Origin of the sequence: Chromohalobacter sp. 48-RD10, assembly GCF_029889785.1 — a bacterium.
Lineage (GTDB): Bacteria > Pseudomonadota > Gammaproteobacteria > Pseudomonadales > Halomonadaceae > Chromohalobacter.
The window spans coordinates 128,356-145,130 of the sequence record NZ_JARANX010000006.1; the positions used below are offsets into that span (position 1 = coordinate 128,356).

The following is a 16,775-nucleotide window of genomic DNA, read 5'->3' on the forward strand; positions in this document are numbered from 1 at the left end:
TCAGTCAAGATGAGGTTCTCCCCCGCCGATAGCTGTTGCGATCACTCGCGTCCAAAAAGGAGAAGCCCATGCCGTATCAACTGTTTATCGCCAACAAGAACTACTCTTCCTGGTCAATGCGCGCGTGGGTCGCCCTGGAAGCACTCGGAATTCCCTTCGAGGAAGAACTTACGCCTTTCAAGGGCGCCGGTCCGCAAACCGACTTCATGTCGTTCTCACCCTCAGCCAAGGTGCCTTGTCTACATGAGGGTGACAACGTGGTTTGGGACTCATTGGCGATTATCGAGTATGTCGCCGAAGCCTACCCAGACCTCTGGCCTCAGTCACGAGCTGCCCGGGCCTGGGCACGTTGCGCCACCGCCGAAATGCATTCCGGATTCCCGGCCTTGCGTGACGAATGCTCCATGAACTGCGCGTTGCGTATCGCGTTGGGTACGCCGAGCGAGGCATTGCAAGAGGACTTGGCCCGACTGGACGCACTATGGTGTGAAGGCTTGAAACGCTTCGGTGGGCCTTGGTTGGCGGGTGACCGTTTTACCGCCGTCGATGCCTTTTTCGCCCCGGTAGCGGTGCGTATTCATGGCTATGGCTTACCACTCGGTGAGACAGCACTTCTCTATGCTCAACGCCTGCTCAAGCATCCCAGCGTCGCTGACTGGATAACGCAGGGTATCGCCGAGCCGTGGATCGACGAGCCTCACGAACAAGATTGCCTACGCGGTCGGCGCGTCTTGGAAGATCGCCGCGCGTAGCCTTCCTCGTTTGCACCGCTCAACTTCAGCAAGGAACATATCATGCGTGACGGATTTCACTTCTACGAGCCGCACCAAGGCCACGGCTTGCCCCACGACCCCTTCAACGCCATCGTCGGGCCTCGCCCGATCGGCTGGGTTTCCTCTCAGGATCGCGACGGCCACCTGAACCTGGCACCTTACAGCTTCTTCAACGCTTTCAATTACACGCCGCCGATCGTGGGCTTCTCCAGCATCGGCTACAAGGACAGCGTGCGTAACATCGCCGCCACCGGCGAGTTTTGCTGGCACTTGGCGACCCGCCCGCTCGCCGAGCAGATGAATGCCAGCTGTGCCAGCGTGGCACCCGAGGTCGACGAATTCGCGTTGGCCAGCCTCACACCGCGCGCTTCCCAGGTCGTCGGCGTACCGCACGTCGCCGAAGCGCGCGTCGCCTTCGAGTGTCGGCTGAGTCAGCTGATTCAGCTCCACTCCGCCGCTGGTGAGTCTCTCGAGACGTGGTTGGTACTGGGCGAGGTCGTCGGTGTACACATCGACCAGTCACTGCTGCATGACGGCGTCTATCAGACCGCCGAGGCACACCCCATTCTGCGCGGCGGCGGCCCGGCCGATTACTTCGAAGTCAGCGCCGAGCAGAACTTCAAGATGTACCGGCCAGGATAGAGACATCCCCAGCATCATCAGTGCTTTCGAATGTGCAGCCGTCTGTCATTGTCCATACTGTGAGCGCGCCGATGTTCCATGAGCGACAATAACGCAGCGAAGGCTGCAACATTCTTCGAGATGCCCGTTAACCGTGGAGGAAATAGCACATGGCAGGTGGATGGTCGAAAGACGGTGCCGTTCAAGAGCAGATCGACAGCACGATCGAGGACGCCCTGGAACGCGCGCGAAGCGAACTGCCTAGTGGTGAAAGCCTGAATGACTGCGAAGAATGTGGCGAGCCGATTCCACAGGCACGGCGCGAAGCAATAAAGGGCGTGCGCCTGTGCATCGCGTGCCAGAGCGAGCGCGATAAGCAGCGTACCGCCGTCAGCGGCTACAATCGACGCGGCAGCAAGGACAGCCAGCTACGTTAGGAACCATCGGACGAAGCGGCAACTCCCCACTTGTCCGGGACTTCCTGCCAAGCCGTTACGCCATGAGCCATGCACCCTGCGTGATACACTAGTGCTCACTTTCGTATCCGCAAGGCAGGACGCCCGCATGTCTCTCGACGATCTTCACCTCAATCTTCGCAATCTGACACCCGAGGATTATCCGCAGCTCAAGACGCTGATGGACCGGGTTTATCACGATATCGGCGGTTCCTGGCCCAAGCGCACCATCGAGCGCTTGATCAGCGAGTTTCCCGACGGCCAGATCGTCATCGAGGACGACGAGACACTGGTCGGCGTGGCCCTGACCGCCCGCGTCGACTACGAGGAATTTTCCAACCCTCACCGCTACGACGACCTGATGGATCAGCGGGAGATCATCCTCAACGCCCCCGAAGGCGACGCCATGTATGGCCTGGACGTGCTGATCGATCCGGCTTATCGCGGCTACCGGCTCGGCAGACGCCTCTACGAAGCCCGCAAGGATCTGTGTAAATCACTGAATATGCGCGCCATCCTGGCCGGAGGGAGGATTCCCAACTATCACCAGCACGCCAGCGAAATGTCACCGGCCGAGTACCTGGATCAAGTCTCGCGCAAGGAGATCCACGACCCCATCCTGTCGTTCCAGTTGGCCAATGACTTCCAGGTCAAGCGGCTGTTGCGCAAGTATCTGCCGGAAGATGAAAAGTCCCAGGGCTACGCGACTCTGCTGGAGTGGAACAACATCCTCTTCGAGCCCGCCGAGTCGGTGCTCGATACCCGCAAGACGCAGGTGCGAGTGGGCGCGGTACAATGGCAGATGCGCGAGTTCTCCTCGGTGGAGGCGGTACTGCAACAGGCCGAATACTTCATCGATGCACTATCGGACTACCAGAGCGACTTCGCGATCTTTCCGGAGCTTTTCAACGCCCCGCTGATGGGCCTGCAGGATCGCGCCGCCCAGCAGGATCAAATCGCGGCCATCCGCTTCCTGGCCGGCTTCACCGAGCACTTCAAGACCGAGCTGTCACGCATGGCGGTGTCCTACAATATCAACATCATCGCCGGTTCGATGATCGAGGAACACGACGACGGGCATCTCTACAACATCTCCTATCTCTTCCACCGCGACGGCGACATCGAGGCGCAGGCCAAACTGCACATCACACCACAGGAGCGCCGCGACTGGATCATCGAAGGCGGCGACGATCTGCGCGTCTTCGATACCGATGCCGGGCGGATCGGCATCCTGATCTGCTACGACGTCGAGTTCCCGGAGCTCTCGCGCCTGCTCGCGGATCAGGACATGGATATCCTCTTCGTGCCGTTCTGGACCGATACCAAAAACGGTTATCTGCGAGTGCGCCACTGCTCTCAGGCGCGCGCCATCGAAAACGAATGCTACGTGGTACTGTGTGGCAGCGTCGGTAACGTGCCGTCGATCGAGAACATGGAGATTCAGTACGCGCAGTCCTCGGTGTTCTCACCCTCGGACTTCGCCTTTCCCCACGATGCGGTGCTGGCCGAAACCACTCCCAATACCGAGATGATCATGTTCTCGGATCTCGACCTGACCCGTCTCACGGTGGTGCGCAACGAAGGCTCGGTCACCAACTTGAAGGACCGCCGCCAGGATCTTTTCGACCTGCGCTGGCGCGACTGGTCGTGGAAATCCGGATCGCGCCAGGAAGACACCTGAGGCGCTACGCTCACGGAAGAAGGTGGAAAGGAGTTCGACGATGAAATGGTGGAACGCCTGGCGTGGCGGGCGCCATTCCTTCCCCGTCGAGGCTTGGGCCGAGGGCCAGGCTCGGGTACCGCTGTTGATGGCTCTTCCCGAGAGCGATGCCCGACGCCTCGGGGAGCGCGCCTGGGCCTTTCTGCGCCGCAAGCGGCTTTCGCTGTTCGACGACGAGCTGTTCGATCTGCCCGCACGCCTGGCGCTGGTCGCACAGGCCTGTCTGATGACGCTCTACTGGTCGGAGAGCGACGCCCACGAAGCCTTCGCCAATGTCCATGAGATCCTCGTGCTGCCGGAGGCCTTTCGCCGCAAAGTCGAGGAGATGGACGAAGCCGGTGTGGTCCACGAATACGAGGACGATCGTGTCGGCGAGACCTGGCACCAAGGCCCCATCGTCCTCGCCTTGTCGGATATTCAGGAAAGTGGTGGTTGGGGCGGTTTCAATGTCGTCATCCACGAATTCGCACACAAGCTGGACATGGGCAACTCACTGGACGCCGACGGCTTTCCGCCCCTGCCGCGCGATATCGACCCGCGCGATTGGCACCGCGTCTTCACCGACGTATGGAACGATCTACAGGCGCATCTCGAACGCGGCGAGGCCACGCCCATCGACGACTACGCCGCCACGCACCCGGGTGAATGCTTCGCGGTCTGCTGCGAAACATTTTTCACCGCCCCCGATGTCCTCAACAGCGCCTACCCCGAGCTCTACGCACTACTGGGACGCTACTTCCGGCAGGAGCCGTTAACGCGCCTACATGCAGCCTCCGACTCCATGTCATCACAATAAGCGGTCAGCAAGTCTGCCGAGAGCTCTCAATGCCATGTCCGACATCGCCAAAGCTATCGGAGAGCAGGTGATCGTGGTACTTACCTTATGGAACGATAACCTCCAGTGCAGCGGGCCCTGCCAGCGAGCCCACCGAGATGTCACTGATGGGAGTCTCCCATTCGCGCTTTGCGCTTTCTCAGGTACTTGATCAGTGGAACGATGATCGCCAGCGTCACTACGGTGATGGCTATGTACAGCAAGGTTGCGCTGATCGGCCGCGAGAAAAAGATCGACGGATCGCCCTGCGACATGCCCAGTGACCGGCGGAATTCGCTCTCAGCGATAGGCCCCAGCACAACACCAAGAATAATAGCGACCAATGGGAAATTGATTTTCTCAAGCAAGAAACCCATCACCCCGAAGCCCAGCATGAGCCAGACATCGAACATCGAGTTCTGTACCGAATACGTACCCACCACACAGCAGATGATGATGATCGGCCCCAAGGCCGAATAGGGAATATTCAACATCCGTGATAGCACGGCGACGAATGGCTTGGAGAATGCCAGGATAAGCAAGTTGACGATAAGGAGACCAACGAATACAGCATAGATTAGATCGCCGTTGTTGATCATGAAGGACGGACCGGGCTGCAGACCATGCATGATGAAAGCCCCCAGGATGACGGCCGTCGTACCACTGCCGGGGATGCCCAAGGCGAAAAGTGGTACGAGAGCGCCCATTGCTGCGGCGTTGTTGGCCGCTTCAGGGGCCGCGATTCCTTCCGGTACGCCCTTACCGAATTCCTTAGGGTGCCGGGACCAACGCATCGCCTCACTATAGCTCACCATGGCTGCTGTGCTTGCGCCGATGCCCGGCAGAATTCCGATGGCAACTCCGAGAATCGATGACCGGGCCAGGGTCAGCCGAATCCGCCGGATGACAGGCATGTCGAATATTCGGATCTTGACTTTCTTGATCGGCGTGTGCGGAGCGTTGCCCTGGGCACGCTTCAACACTTCGGAGATGGCGAACATTCCCACAATGATCGGGATCAGTTGAATCCCGCCAGCCAAGTTGAGGTTGCCGAAGGTATAGCGCAAGGTGCCGGTCATCGGATCGATACCTATCGAGGCCACGAACAGCCCGATCATGGCGCCGATCAGACCGAGCAGCAAGCTACCGCCCAGCGACGCCACCACGGTCAGACCGAGCACTGCCAGAGCGAAGAATTCCGGTGACGAGAACTTCAACGCTACCGACGCCAACATCGGAGCGAAGACGATAAGCGCAATGGTGCCTACGAGCCCTCCAATCGCTGAGCCCAATATCCCGATACCCAGAGCCTTCCCGGCCTCACCCCGTTGGGTCATGGGATAGCCGTCAAAGGAGGTCATGACGGCTTCCGGTGTTCCGGGCGCCCGGTAGAGGATGGCGGTAATCAGTCCCGAGAAAACTGTAGAAGCATAAATCGCCGTCAACAGCATGAAAGCCGTCGTCGAATCCATGCCATAAGTTACCGGTAGCAGGATAACGACCAGAATAACGCCGCTAATGCCCGGCAAGGCGCCACCAATGAACCCGATGAACACGGCGGATAACAGAATCAGGAAATTCATCGGCTGTAGGACAACCGAAAAGCCGTTCATAAGACCGTCTAGCATTGTCTGTCTTCCTCAGTTACACCTGTGGCGTGTACATCGACCGTCGCGATCACGGCAAGGGAATGTTCAGCAGGGTGTCGAAGACGAGCAGCACCAGAACCACCCCCGCCAGCGTGGTCATGCCAATCGTCATTTTGCGTGTCGCGCCCAGGGTCAGGCTGCAAAGTAGAGAGAAGCCGATCGTCGCCCACAAGAAACCCACGAGGCTCATCGATACTGTATACAGCACCACCAGCACGAGAAGAACCCAGTGGCGATTCCGGGCGAAGATGCCACCGCTTACGGTCTCCTCGGCGGCGGCTTCTTCGGGGCCGTCGTCCTCTTTAGTCGCAAGATTGCTGCTCTTCGACTTGCTCGATTCGACATGGGTCGTAACAGCCAGCATCGTCGCTAGAACGAGCATCGCCACCAGCACCAACAATGGCCAGGTGCGCGGCCCGATAAGCGTGGAGACCTCCTCGGAACTCGGCAATTGCCAGGTCTTCGTCAGGAAGACGAGCCCCCCGACGAAGACACAAGCAATAAAGGCATACAGCTTTCTAGTCATGACTGACACCGAAGATGTAGGGGCGGCGCCGAGTTCTCCGGCGCCGAAGGAAGAAAAAGGGGCAGCATGTTCCTGACGTCACTCACTCCATTGCCTTCCGAGAAATGCTGCCCCTACCTATAGAACTTTCCGAGTCACTCGTTTTTGAGCAGTCGCTTGTACTGCTTGAGATCAGCCTTGAGTTCCTTTCTATAGGCATCACTACCCATCCAGCCTTCGCGGTAATCCAGATGGACTTTGCTGGCGTAATCCTGGTACTTGTCGGACTCGTAGATGTCCTTGAGCGCACTTTCGATAGCGGCCACCGTCTTCTCCGGCGTGTCGGCGTTAACGAACACTCCCCGCTCGTTGCCGTCCGTCAGATCCCATCCCTTTTCGACGGTTGTCGGTATATCTGGGAAGTCCTCGAGACGCTTATCGGCAAAGACCAGAATGGGCTTCATTTTACCGGACTCCATGTAGCCCAGAATTGAGCTTATCTCGCCAAACATGCCGTCGATGTTGCCACTCAGCACATTGGATGAAACGCTGCCTTCCTCGTCGTAGGGAATGAAATTCATCTCCAGACCACTGGCATCCTTGAAGCCAAGAAATGCCATTTTGTCGGGACTTGCAGCAGCGGTCCCACCGATCACGACCTCGCCGGGATTATTCTTGGCATAGTCATAGAATTCCTGGAAATTTTCGTACTTGTCAGGATTCACGATCAGCGTCATGACGTCTGACTGCATGCGCGCCACCGGCGTCAGTTGGTCGAGCCCAGTCGGATTCTGGCCAGCGGCTAGCGAGGTGATGAGGGTCGACGACGCAAAGTCCAGGGTCTGGCCGTCGGGTGCATTGTTGGCAGTGCGCTGATGGGCGATGGCACCGGATGCCGTGGGCAGGTCGATGACAGTCACCGTGGTATCCAGGCGCTTCTCCAGCATTGGCTGGACCTGTCTGGTGAAATTGTCAGTACCGCCACCTGCGCCGGCAGCGACCAGCGCCTTGATGTTGCCAGATGGGTAGTCCGAGGCTTCGGAACTGGCTAGGGTGGTGCCGCTGACGGCGGCTACACTCACGCCCAGAATACCAATCGCCGCGAGTTTGTATTTATCGAGCATTTGACTGGCTCCCTCTCAAATAAAGAAATATTGTCGTTGATAGACGGAGCGGCGCATGCGTCCCGTCCGGTCCATCGGAACCGTGATTTGATGTCCAACGATGCGCGGCTTTGTCAGTCACGCATTTTTCGATAACGTTGCTGCAGGTGTTCACCTCCTTGCCGTTGAGAATTCTTGGGTTCGTGAACGTCTATAGGAATGCCCGCATAACCCCGCGCTAATATCTCGATGACAGACCTCAGACTGCCGTAGACCGTAGTACCGTACCTCCAGGCACGAAGCGGTCTCACGTCTCATGCTTGCTCCTGAAAGAAGTTCCTGTCCTGCTCGCGCCGCAATCTCAGCAACGCGGAATCGGGGACATTATCCAGTGCATCGAAAGGAATCGGCTCATCCGCCGTGACGTCTCGCAACAAACGCGCTCCCGGCAGCAGATAGAATGGAGCCGCGCCCCCTCCATCGATAGGCCGGGCCGGGTGCGCCTCCGGACGCAGTCCATCGATGACACGGTGGTGACCGTTCATCTCGAAACGATGCCCGGCCGGAAGATCGCGGATGGCCCTTGCGACCAGATCAACTCTCGGCTGGGTCGCACCTCCACCGCCCGATGGCAGGCCATGCAGTACGGCATCGAGCAGCGAGATCGGCGCCTCAAGGCCCAGTAGATGACGTGGAAGGTACACCATCGCACTTGCCCCATTACGGCTGACCACGTGTCCCTTGCCGCGCAACAGTTCCCAGGATGCGGGGTCTTCGCAGCGCAGGACGACAAACACTCCGCCAGCGAAGCTGACCTCATCCGGCCTGCGCAGGCAGTTGAAGACCTCCAGCCGACCGCCATGCTTGAGGATGCCGCCCTGCTCGTGGGTATCCAGTACCGTCGGCACTTCGGGGATTCTCAATAACGGTGCGTGGAATTCCGGGCGATCGGGGAATAGCCCCGTTGCATTGGCGACATTGGTCATCTCGCAAAGATCCGGTACCGAGATCAGCTGCATATCGCTGGCGGTTTCGATTCGCGCGCCCGCCATCTCGGCTTCCCGACTATCCGCCAGCGTCCACAGGTCGGCCATGGACGGCAGCGGATAACGTGCATCGTTGCAGTGTATTTCCTGGTTCGCCTCGTCCCAGACGAAATCGTATTCACTGCTCTTGCCAGCGGCGATGATTTCGAAGCCCAACGTCCTGGCCCAAGTCACCATACCGATCAAGAGACTGGGCTGATCACCATCCAGTGGGGTAAAGACCAACCCCTTTTCTAAAGCCTGGTGGGTCAAGTAAGGACCAATCACCGACTCCGTTTCCTTGGTGGCAATGCCAACATGCTTGCCAGCCGCAATAGCGCTCTCGGCGTGCAACGCTCCAGCTTCTGGTATACCAGTTGCTTCAACAAGAATATCGAATGGCAAATCGACGACGGTGCTCAGGTCGCCGCTGGCGATATAGCATCCGGCGTCCCAAGCCGTGCGAGCCTGATCTACCCCATGGCACTCGACGATGGCCGCTATATCGACTCCAGCACGCTCGAGGGCCAGGCGTGCACTCCGGGCATCGACATCGACCGCGATTCTCGCAGAAAACGCATTCATATTAAGAGCTTGACGTAATACACCAGTACCGAAATCGCCGACACCTGCAACGCAAGCCTCGACAATCCGGTCACTTTCGAAATAGTTCAGATAGTTCATTCGAGAATCGCCAATTCCTGAAGCGGGAAAACGACCATGCCCCCACTCACGTTGTCCATATTGTCCGGCATGTCGTCGTACCGAATAGTGAGTGAAGGCTAGTGGTATACCATTTTCACCGTCAAAGGAACGACAGTTAGACTTTAGTGGCTTCTGCGCGCTTTAACCTAGTAACTACCTGATAGGAATGGACAAAAAAATTACCATGTCGACATAGTAAAGTTGATTTATAAAAGGATGGTATGCCATATTTGCTGTAAATTGGCAGGCAGTTTTCCATGACTTCACTCGACGATATCGCCCAGACATCCCAACAGGGCCTAGTCACCAAGGTGGCCAGCTATCTTCGCGAGCATATCGTGATGGATCACTTTCAACCGGGACAGCGACTACCCGAGCGCACTCTGGCCGAAGAGCTACAGGTCTCCCGGACCCCTCTACGAGAGGCATTGAAGATACTCGCCTCTGAAGGGCTGGTAGAGATCCTGCCAAACCGAGGTGCAGTGGTTTCCGATGTCAGTCCCTTGGACGTTAAAGAGAAAGCCTACGTATTGAGCGTACTTGAGCAGGCCGCAGCAGAGCTTGTCTGCGAAAAAGCAACCGACCGCGACATTACCGAGTTACAGGCGCTGCACTACGAGATGAAAGCGGCATTCATCCGCGGCGATCGGCAGAACTATTTCCGCATCAACCAAGAGATTCACGACCGCATTGTCGCCCTCTCGGGTAACAGATCGCTGAGAGAGATGCATGGCTATCTGTGTCGCCAGTTGTATCGCGTACGCTATCTATCTAACGAGAAAAGTGAGAAGTGGACGACCGCCATGGCCGAGCATGAAGCAATCATGGCGGCACTTGAGGCGCGAGACGCAACGAGAATGGGACAAGAACTACGCAATCATCTTGGCAAGACGTGGTTCAAATTTGCCGCCAACGAAAATCCTGATGCACAACCGTCAGACCAGACGGACGCAAAGCCGACCAAGCAAACGAAAGAGTCCCCGCCCGCCGACGAGCAATGATTATCTATGCGGCGATACACCGGCAGGAGCCGCTGCGGCATTGCCCGCCGCACTGAGTTCTCATGCCGCCTCGGCCCCATCACCTAGAAACTCTCGATGCCGCCAATGCAGACCGGCGATGGCGGGACCAGATGAGCCGACACGCTTACTGGCGAGTGTCGGCATGCTCGTAGATCGCTGAGGCGTCCTCGCCATCCTTGTCACCCGTGCCACCCTCGTTGCTCTCGCCATCGGCAGCCAATTCGGCATCGTCCAAGTGATTGGCACCACCGTCACCGACCACCTCGGAGAGAGTGTCGAGTGGCGATGACACCAGATTCTCGAGCGCCTCGCGGATCGCCTGACCGGCAACACTGCCAAAGTCCACCGATCCGAGATCGTCGAGTGGCAAGCGCATGGGGATATCGAGCTCAATGGTGCCGTCGTCACTCTTCAGGACACCGACCAGCGTCTTGAGCGGCAGCTCGGTGGCCGAGGTATCGACCTCCTCGCCTAACTTGAGCCGATGCAGAACGAGATGATTCTGCGCTTGCAGGCGGCCCTGATCGAGCCGGTAGTCGAGATCCAGCGTGGCCTGCCCACGCTCGACGGCATAGCCACCGAACTCGCGCAAGTAGGGCGCCAAGGTCTCGAGATCGAGGCGCTCGAAGTGCAAGTTCAGGTTGCCGTTCATGACGTCACCGAGCGGATCGAAAGCGCCCTCGATACGCAGCGGCGAGCCATCGGCCACCTGCCCTTCGAGCGACAACTGGCCATCTCCCGGCTGGTCGGAGTCGAGTTGCCGCCACTCGCCATTCAGCGCCGAAAAGTCCAGCTCGAACGGTCGCGGCAGGTGACGGTCGTTGAAGGCTACTGCGCCGCGCTCGATGGACAGGGCATCGAGCGCGTAGTGCATGCCTTGGCCCGCGGAACTCTCATCCTCAGAACTACCACTCTCAGAACCATCATCCTCAGAACCGCCGCTCGATGCCGGCGGGCGCCAGGCGGTGAGATTGGTGTCGAGTTGTTCATCGATCGTGACATCGAGCCAGGGTGCCGCGAGCGACACCCGCGCGGCGGTCAATTCAGGCTGCGCACTTGCGAACGTCAGCCCTTCCACGGCGAAGCGTTCGGCGCGGGCAATGGTCTGATCCTTCTTGGGATCACGCATCACGAGTGCTTCGATCACGCCCTGGCCGTTGACCTGTGTACCGGCATCGCTGGCGCGGCCCGCACGCAAACGAATCTGCGCACCAAGCGACCCCGCCGCCGGTTCGGCGCGAACGACATGTGTCAGATAGCCCGACAGCGTAGTCAGCGGCACTTGGTCCGCGTCGAGATCGACATCCACCGTCCACGGCGAAAAGCCCATCTCGCCCTCTCCTTTCAGAGTGCCGCCATTCCAATCCGCCTGACCTTGCAGAGAGAAGGGCCGATCATCGCTATTGTCATAATGACGCGCCTCTAGAGCGAGGTTTGTCAGGCTCAGCGTCAGCGGCTTATCGGGGCGCCGGTTGATCCAGTCCAGTCGGCCATCGCTGACGTTGAGTTGAGCAATACGCAATGGTGCCGATTCACCCCCACCGTCACTGCCGAAGAGCTGGGCCAGGTTCCACGCGCCCCCGGAGCGCCAAATCAGTTGCAGACGCGGCGCTTCTAGATCGATTCGCTCGAAACGCCAACCCGATTCAAACAACGAGTGCCAATCGAGGATCGCCACGACCCGTTGGCTCGAAAAAACCGGCGTGTCGGCCTGACCAGCGATACGTAGCCCGTCGAGCGTCACTTGGTGGCGCCACGGGGGGAGAGTGACGTCTTCGATCGTTACCTGACGGCCGCTGCGCTCGGCCAGCGTCTGGCTGAGGCGCTGGTCGATATACGCCGGCAACGCCCACAGCCAAGTGACCAGCAAAAGCAGCACCAGAGTCGTCAGCACACTCAACCCTATGCCGAGGCGACGCTTGCGCGTCGGCCTCGACATGCTGCGATGGGAATGCGGCATGTCAATTTTCCGTATCGTCAGATCATGGATGAATACTTATCAGCGTGACATCGTCAGCATGGAGCCGCGAGTCGCAGGCCAGGCTAGCCGCAACACCGGCTTACCGTTACAGTCGCTTTCGAGCACCGCGCGGCATGGGTACTGCAAGAAGCCACAAGGTATTGACCATTCTGCGACTCATAGGATGAATCAACCATCCTGTCTCCATGTCGAATGTCTATGTCGATCAGTAGCAATAGCTAACCCATCTCCCAGGAGTGTTTCGTGGTCGATTTTACGCCCTCACCCTTATTCTCCACCGAACGCCTGTCTCGATTGCATAGGGCTTTGGACGATATCAACAACGATGTCGTTCATCTCACCGCGCTTCCGGACACTGGCCTGGCGCATGACCATGTCTGGATCTCTCGCGAGACGGGTCCCGATTGGGTAGCAAGACTTCCCAAGCAGAGCCAGATGCAGCTCGACCCGGAAACCAATCTAGACTATCAGGCGGCCTGTTTTCGACGCGCCGCGCAGAGCGGCCATACGCCAGATCTCCACGGTATCCTGCCGATCAGCGCCGACTTCCCCAGGGGCGGCTTGCTGGTCAGTGCGATAGAGGGGCGGTCGGCGCAATTGCCGGATGATTTGCCGGCGATCGGCGAGGCGCTGGCACATCTTCATGCGATCACTGTGCCCCCGGTCGATGAGCGTCTCCCCTTGGCCAGCCCGCGCTCTCCCTGGACGGCCATGCGCGACGAAGTACTGGAGCAGGCTGGCTATCTCGATAAAGCGCCGATTTCCGATTCAGCAAGACGTCGCATCGACACGGAGCTTTCCCTATTCGACGATGATCATGAACTCGCCAAGCGTGTCGATTCCCAACGCTGCCTGATCAGTTTCGATGCACATCCAGGTAACTTCCTGATCACCTCCGAAGGAAAGGCGGTACTGGTCGACCTGGAGAAGTGCCGTTACGGCCACCCCGGGCTGGATCTTGCCCATGCCTCGCTTTATACCTCCACGACATGGGATCCAGCGAGTCACGCCGTCCTGGATACCGCCACCGTGGTGGACTTTTATCGCCACTGGTGGGCATCCCGGTATACCACCGATGACGTGATGGATGTCGAGGCCTTGGTGGCCACGCGTCGAGCCATGTGGCTATGGTCGACGACCTGGTGCGCCAAGTGGCTGTCACTTCACCACCAGGAACGGGATTCACTGGCACAAGGCGAGGACTGGTCCGCTGCATTGAGCGAGGACCGATTGATTGCCCATGTAGAAGATCGGGCTCGACACTATCTTTCTGCATCCGTCATCAAGCGGGTCGGTGACGACAACCATCGGCTCGCCCACGAGCTGGCACTGACGTAAAAGCTGGCGTAAAAACGATTGCCGGCTCGTGGATGCCCTTGCGATGGCGTGTCATGAACACTCATTCGCAAGAGCACAATGCAAGGAACATCACCGCGTGGCGACAAAGGCACGGGAACGCAAAGGGAAGGGAGTGCACATCGCATGCGAGATATTCGACGCTGGCTGATAGCCGCCATGTTGTTGCCGCCGACGGTGGGTCACGCCTACGAGCTGTCCGACTGGGAATCTGTGACCGAGGCCGCCCGGGGGCAGACCGTGTACTGGAATGCCTGGGGCGGCGACTCACGCACCAATGCCTATGTCGACTGGGTGGCCGACCGGGTCGAACAGCGTTATGGCATCGATCTCGAGCATGTCAAAGTGGGCGATACGGCCGAGGCCGTGACCCGCGTGGTGGCGGAGAAGGCGGCCGGCAATGAGGATCAGGGTGCGGTCGATCTCATCTGGCTCAACGGCGAGAATTTCGCTGCAATGAAAGGCAATGAGTTGCTCTATGGTCCCTGGGCCGAGCAACTGCCCAATTTCTCGCTGACCGCACCCGAGCAGAACCCCGAGGTGCGCGAGGATTTCACGCTGCCGGTCAATGGCTATGAAGCGCCCTGGGGGCGAGCGCAGATCACCTTCTACTATGACAGCGCGCGCCTCGAGAAGCCGCCGCGCAACATGCCCGCACTGCTCGACTGGGCCAAGACGCATCCAGGTCGCTTTACCTATCCCCAACCCCCGGCTTTTCTGGGTACGACTTTTCTCAAGCAGGCGCTGCTGGCCTTGACCGAGCAACCCGAGGCCCTCTACGCCCCGGTCGATCGAGCCGATTTCGAGGCCGTCACTGCGCCGTTGTGGGACTACCTGGATCGCTTGCATCCTCATCTATGGCATGAGGGCGACAACTTTCCCTCCGGCGGCCCCCAAATGCGCCAACTCATGGGCGACGGCGCATTGAGCCTGGCGTTTACCTTCACGCCCTCGGTACCGGCCGCCGCCGTGCTCGACTATCAACTGCCGCCGACCACGCGCAGCTATATTTTCGACAACGGTACTCTGGGCAACGTGCATTTCGTCGCCATTCCCTACAATGCCCAGCACAAGGCCGGCGCGTTGACGGTCGCCAATTTCCTGCTGTCGCCCAAGGCGCAGGCCCGCAAGCAGGACCTCTCGATGTGGGGCGATGCCACGGTGCTGGACATGTCACGCCTGAGTCCAACACAGCGCGAGTCGTTCACGACCGAGAGTCGGGCTGCCGCGAGCCTGCCACCGCAGTCGCTGGGCGAGACGTTGCGCGAACCCCACCCGTCCTGGATTGAACCGCTCGAGCAGGCCTGGCGACAGCGTTACGGCGCCCAATGAGTCGAGCCACGAGTTATCGGTCTATCGTCGGCGTCTTGCCCTGGCTGACCATCGCGTTGCTCAGCCTGCCCGTGGCTAGCGGAGTGCTCGGTGCCATGGCGCCCGCTTTCGGTTACTTGCCGGTCCTGGGCGGCGATAGCCTGACATTGGCGCCCTGGCGACAGCTTCTCGAGATGCCGGGCCTTGCTGACATGACGCGACTCAGCGTCGTCACCGGCTTGGCCAGCGCGGCAATCTCGCTGGGTGTCGTCGTGCTCTTCCTGGGAAGCTTCTTGCATACGCCGCTGTATCGGCGCATCCAACGATGGCTATCGCCGCTGCTGGCCGTGCCCCATGCAGCGGCGGCGATCGGCTTGGCTTTCCTGCTGGCACCGTCGGGATGGGTGGCACGGGGACTCTCCCCGTGGGCAACCGGTTGGCAGTATCCAGCGGATTTTGCATTTCCCGGCGACCCCTGGGGGCTGTCGCTGATTTTGGGCCTGGTCATCAAGGAAGTGCCTTTCTTGTTGCTGATGAGTCTGGCGGCCCTGGTGCAATGCCAGGCTCGTGAGCGGCTGACGGTTGCGCGAAGCCTGGGTTATCGCCCTCTGACGGCGTTTCTCAAAGTCGTCATGCCGGGGCTCTACCCCTTGCTGCGTTTGCCCATCTACGCGGTAATCGCCTTCGCTACCTCGACGGTAGATGTCGCCATGATCCTGGGACCGACGACCCCGAATACACTGGCGGTCTCGGTGGTCAGTTGGCTCAATGATCCTTCGCTATCGATGCGCTTCATGGCCTCGGCAGGGGCAATCTTGCAAATGCTGCTGACGCTGATGGCGCTGGGGATCTGGTATGCTCTGGAGCGGCTGGTGGCATCCCTGAGCCGGCACTGGTGTCAGGATGGGCGCCGCCAATGTGGCGAGCGATGGCTAGGCGGCATGGCGCTGATGGCGATACGTCTAGTGTTGGGCCTGATGCTAGCAGGGCTGGCCGGGCTGACGCTGTGGTCGGTGGCGGCTTACTGGCCGTTTCCGGAGTTTCTGCCATGGCCACCGACCGTGCAAAACTGGCAGGCGGCGGCGGACGACCTGATCGTGCCGGTCGGGCAGTCGCTGCTGGTGGCGACTGCCGCGACCCTGCTGTCACTGGTGCTGGTACTAGGCTCGCTGGAAGCGGAAACCCTGAAGCGGCGACCTCTACGGCCCTGGGCGCAAGTGATTCTGTATCTGCCGCTGCTGGTGCCCTCAGTGGCCTTCCTGTTCGGCCTGGTCATGATGCAGGCGCAAGTGGGTATTCGGCCCGGCCTGGGCGCAGTCATCGTAGGGCATGCGGTGTTCGTGCTGCCGTATGTCTTTCTCTCGCTGGCAGAAAGCTATCGTCGCCTGGACCCGCGCTGGAGCCAGCAGGCGCGTAGCCTCGGTGCCGGGCCATGGCGGGTTTTTCTGCGCGTGCGTATACCGCTGCTGTTGGCGCCAATTTTGACCGCAGCGGCGGTAGGCTTCGCGGTAAGCATCGGCCAGTATTTGCCCACCGTACTGATGGGGGCCGGGCGCGTGGTAACGGTTACCACCGAGGCGGTCAGCCTGGCCAGTGGTGGCGACCGGCGATTGACCGCCATCTTCGCCCTGGCGCAATTGCTGTTGCCAGCGCTGGGATTTCTGCTGGCGATGTTCGTGCCGCGATACCTGTTTCGACGGCGGCAGGGTTTGCTGCCACGTTCCGATTGAAGGAA

General features: G+C 59.5%; 15 protein-coding genes. 10 read left to right on the forward strand and 5 right to left on the reverse strand.

Annotated features, from left to right (window positions below; translation table 11 throughout):
- Nucleotides 1–68 precede the first annotated feature (68 nt).
- The 5 genes from OP496_RS09010 to OP496_RS09030 all read left to right on the forward strand — a co-directional run bounded on the left by OP496_RS09010 (nucleotide 69) and on the right by OP496_RS09030 (nucleotide 4,365).
- Entirely contained in the window at nucleotides 69–752 is a 684-nt protein-coding gene (locus tag OP496_RS09010) for a glutathione S-transferase family protein (RefSeq protein WP_280563265.1), read from the forward strand.
- A 42-nt stretch (nucleotides 753–794) separates the two neighbouring features.
- Complete coding sequence (locus OP496_RS09015; protein ID WP_280563266.1) at nucleotides 795–1,415, forward strand: flavin reductase family protein; 621 nt, start codon at nucleotides 795–797, stop codon at nucleotides 1,413–1,415.
- 149 nt (nucleotides 1,416–1,564) lie between these two features.
- Nucleotides 1,565–1,831, forward strand: coding sequence for a DksA/TraR family C4-type zinc finger protein (locus tag OP496_RS09020; protein WP_280563268.1), 267 nt, complete (start codon nucleotides 1,565–1,567; stop codon nucleotides 1,829–1,831).
- Nucleotides 1,832–1,958: 127 nt separating this feature from the next.
- Nucleotides 1,959–3,530 (forward strand): carbon-nitrogen hydrolase family protein, encoded by a 1,572-nt coding sequence (locus OP496_RS09025; protein WP_280563269.1) that lies wholly within the window; start codon nucleotides 1,959–1,961, stop codon nucleotides 3,528–3,530.
- A 40-nt stretch (nucleotides 3,531–3,570) separates the two neighbouring features.
- The gene (locus OP496_RS09030; protein WP_280563270.1) at nucleotides 3,571–4,365 is read left to right on the forward strand and encodes a zinc-dependent peptidase; all 795 of its coding nucleotides are present in this window, start codon (nucleotides 3,571–3,573) and stop codon (nucleotides 4,363–4,365) included.
- Between the two features lie 140 nt (nucleotides 4,366–4,505).
- Here OP496_RS09030 and OP496_RS09035 read toward each other — a convergent pair whose 3' ends face one another.
- The 4 genes from OP496_RS09035 to OP496_RS09050 form a co-directional block, all read right to left on the reverse strand.
- On the reverse strand, nucleotides 4,506–6,011 hold the full coding sequence (locus tag OP496_RS09035) for a tripartite tricarboxylate transporter permease (protein WP_280563271.1): 1,506 nt from the start codon (nucleotides 6,009–6,011) through the stop codon (nucleotides 4,506–4,508).
- 49 nt (nucleotides 6,012–6,060) lie between these two features.
- Entirely contained in the window at nucleotides 6,061–6,558 is a 498-nt protein-coding gene (locus OP496_RS09040) for a tripartite tricarboxylate transporter TctB family protein (RefSeq protein ID WP_280563272.1), read from the reverse strand.
- Between the two features lie 134 nt (nucleotides 6,559–6,692).
- Complete coding sequence (locus OP496_RS09045) at nucleotides 6,693–7,661, reverse strand: tripartite tricarboxylate transporter substrate binding protein (protein WP_280563273.1); 969 nt, start codon at nucleotides 7,659–7,661, stop codon at nucleotides 6,693–6,695.
- A gap of 293 nt (nucleotides 7,662–7,954) precedes the next feature.
- A complete protein-coding gene (locus OP496_RS09050; protein ID WP_280563275.1) occupies nucleotides 7,955–8,953 on the reverse strand; it encodes a flagellar biosynthesis protein FlgA in 999 nt (332 codons plus the stop codon).
- Between the two features lie 30 nt (nucleotides 8,954–8,983).
- On the opposite strand from OP496_RS09050, the gene OP496_RS09055 reads away from it, so the two are divergent.
- Together OP496_RS09055 and OP496_RS09060 are read left to right on the forward strand one after the other, a co-directional pair.
- Nucleotides 8,984–9,268: a hypothetical protein gene (locus tag OP496_RS09055; protein WP_280563276.1), complete on the forward strand. Its 285-nt coding sequence runs from the start codon at nucleotides 8,984–8,986 to the stop codon at nucleotides 9,266–9,268.
- Between the two features lie 359 nt (nucleotides 9,269–9,627).
- On the forward strand, nucleotides 9,628–10,371 hold the full coding sequence (locus tag OP496_RS09060) for a GntR family transcriptional regulator (protein WP_280563277.1): 744 nt from the start codon (nucleotides 9,628–9,630) through the stop codon (nucleotides 10,369–10,371).
- 145 nt (nucleotides 10,372–10,516) lie between these two features.
- Here OP496_RS09060 and OP496_RS09065 read toward each other — a convergent pair whose 3' ends face one another.
- Nucleotides 10,517–12,352 carry a DUF748 domain-containing protein gene (locus OP496_RS09065; protein WP_280563278.1) on the reverse strand — a complete coding sequence of 612 codons (1,836 nt, stop codon included), beginning with the start codon at nucleotides 12,350–12,352 and terminating at the stop codon, nucleotides 10,517–10,519.
- Nucleotides 12,353–12,616: 264 nt separating this feature from the next.
- Here OP496_RS09065 and OP496_RS09070 point away from each other — a divergent pair, with 264 nt between their 5' ends.
- The 3 genes from OP496_RS09070 to OP496_RS09080 all read left to right on the forward strand — a co-directional run bounded on the left by OP496_RS09070 (nucleotide 12,617) and on the right by OP496_RS09080 (nucleotide 16,770).
- A complete protein-coding gene (locus OP496_RS09070; protein WP_280563279.1) occupies nucleotides 12,617–13,711 on the forward strand; it encodes an aminoglycoside phosphotransferase family protein in 1,095 nt (364 codons plus the stop codon).
- Between the two features lie 144 nt (nucleotides 13,712–13,855).
- The gene (locus OP496_RS09075; protein ID WP_280563280.1) at nucleotides 13,856–15,061 is read left to right on the forward strand and encodes an ABC transporter substrate-binding protein; all 1,206 of its coding nucleotides are present in this window, start codon (nucleotides 13,856–13,858) and stop codon (nucleotides 15,059–15,061) included.
- The gene (locus OP496_RS09080) at nucleotides 15,058–16,770 is read left to right on the forward strand and encodes an ABC transporter permease subunit (RefSeq protein ID WP_280563282.1); all 1,713 of its coding nucleotides are present in this window, start codon (nucleotides 15,058–15,060) and stop codon (nucleotides 16,768–16,770) included. Before OP496_RS09075 ends, OP496_RS09080 begins: the two co-directional genes overlap by 4 nt.
- The last annotated feature ends 5 nt before the right edge of the window (nucleotides 16,771–16,775 follow it).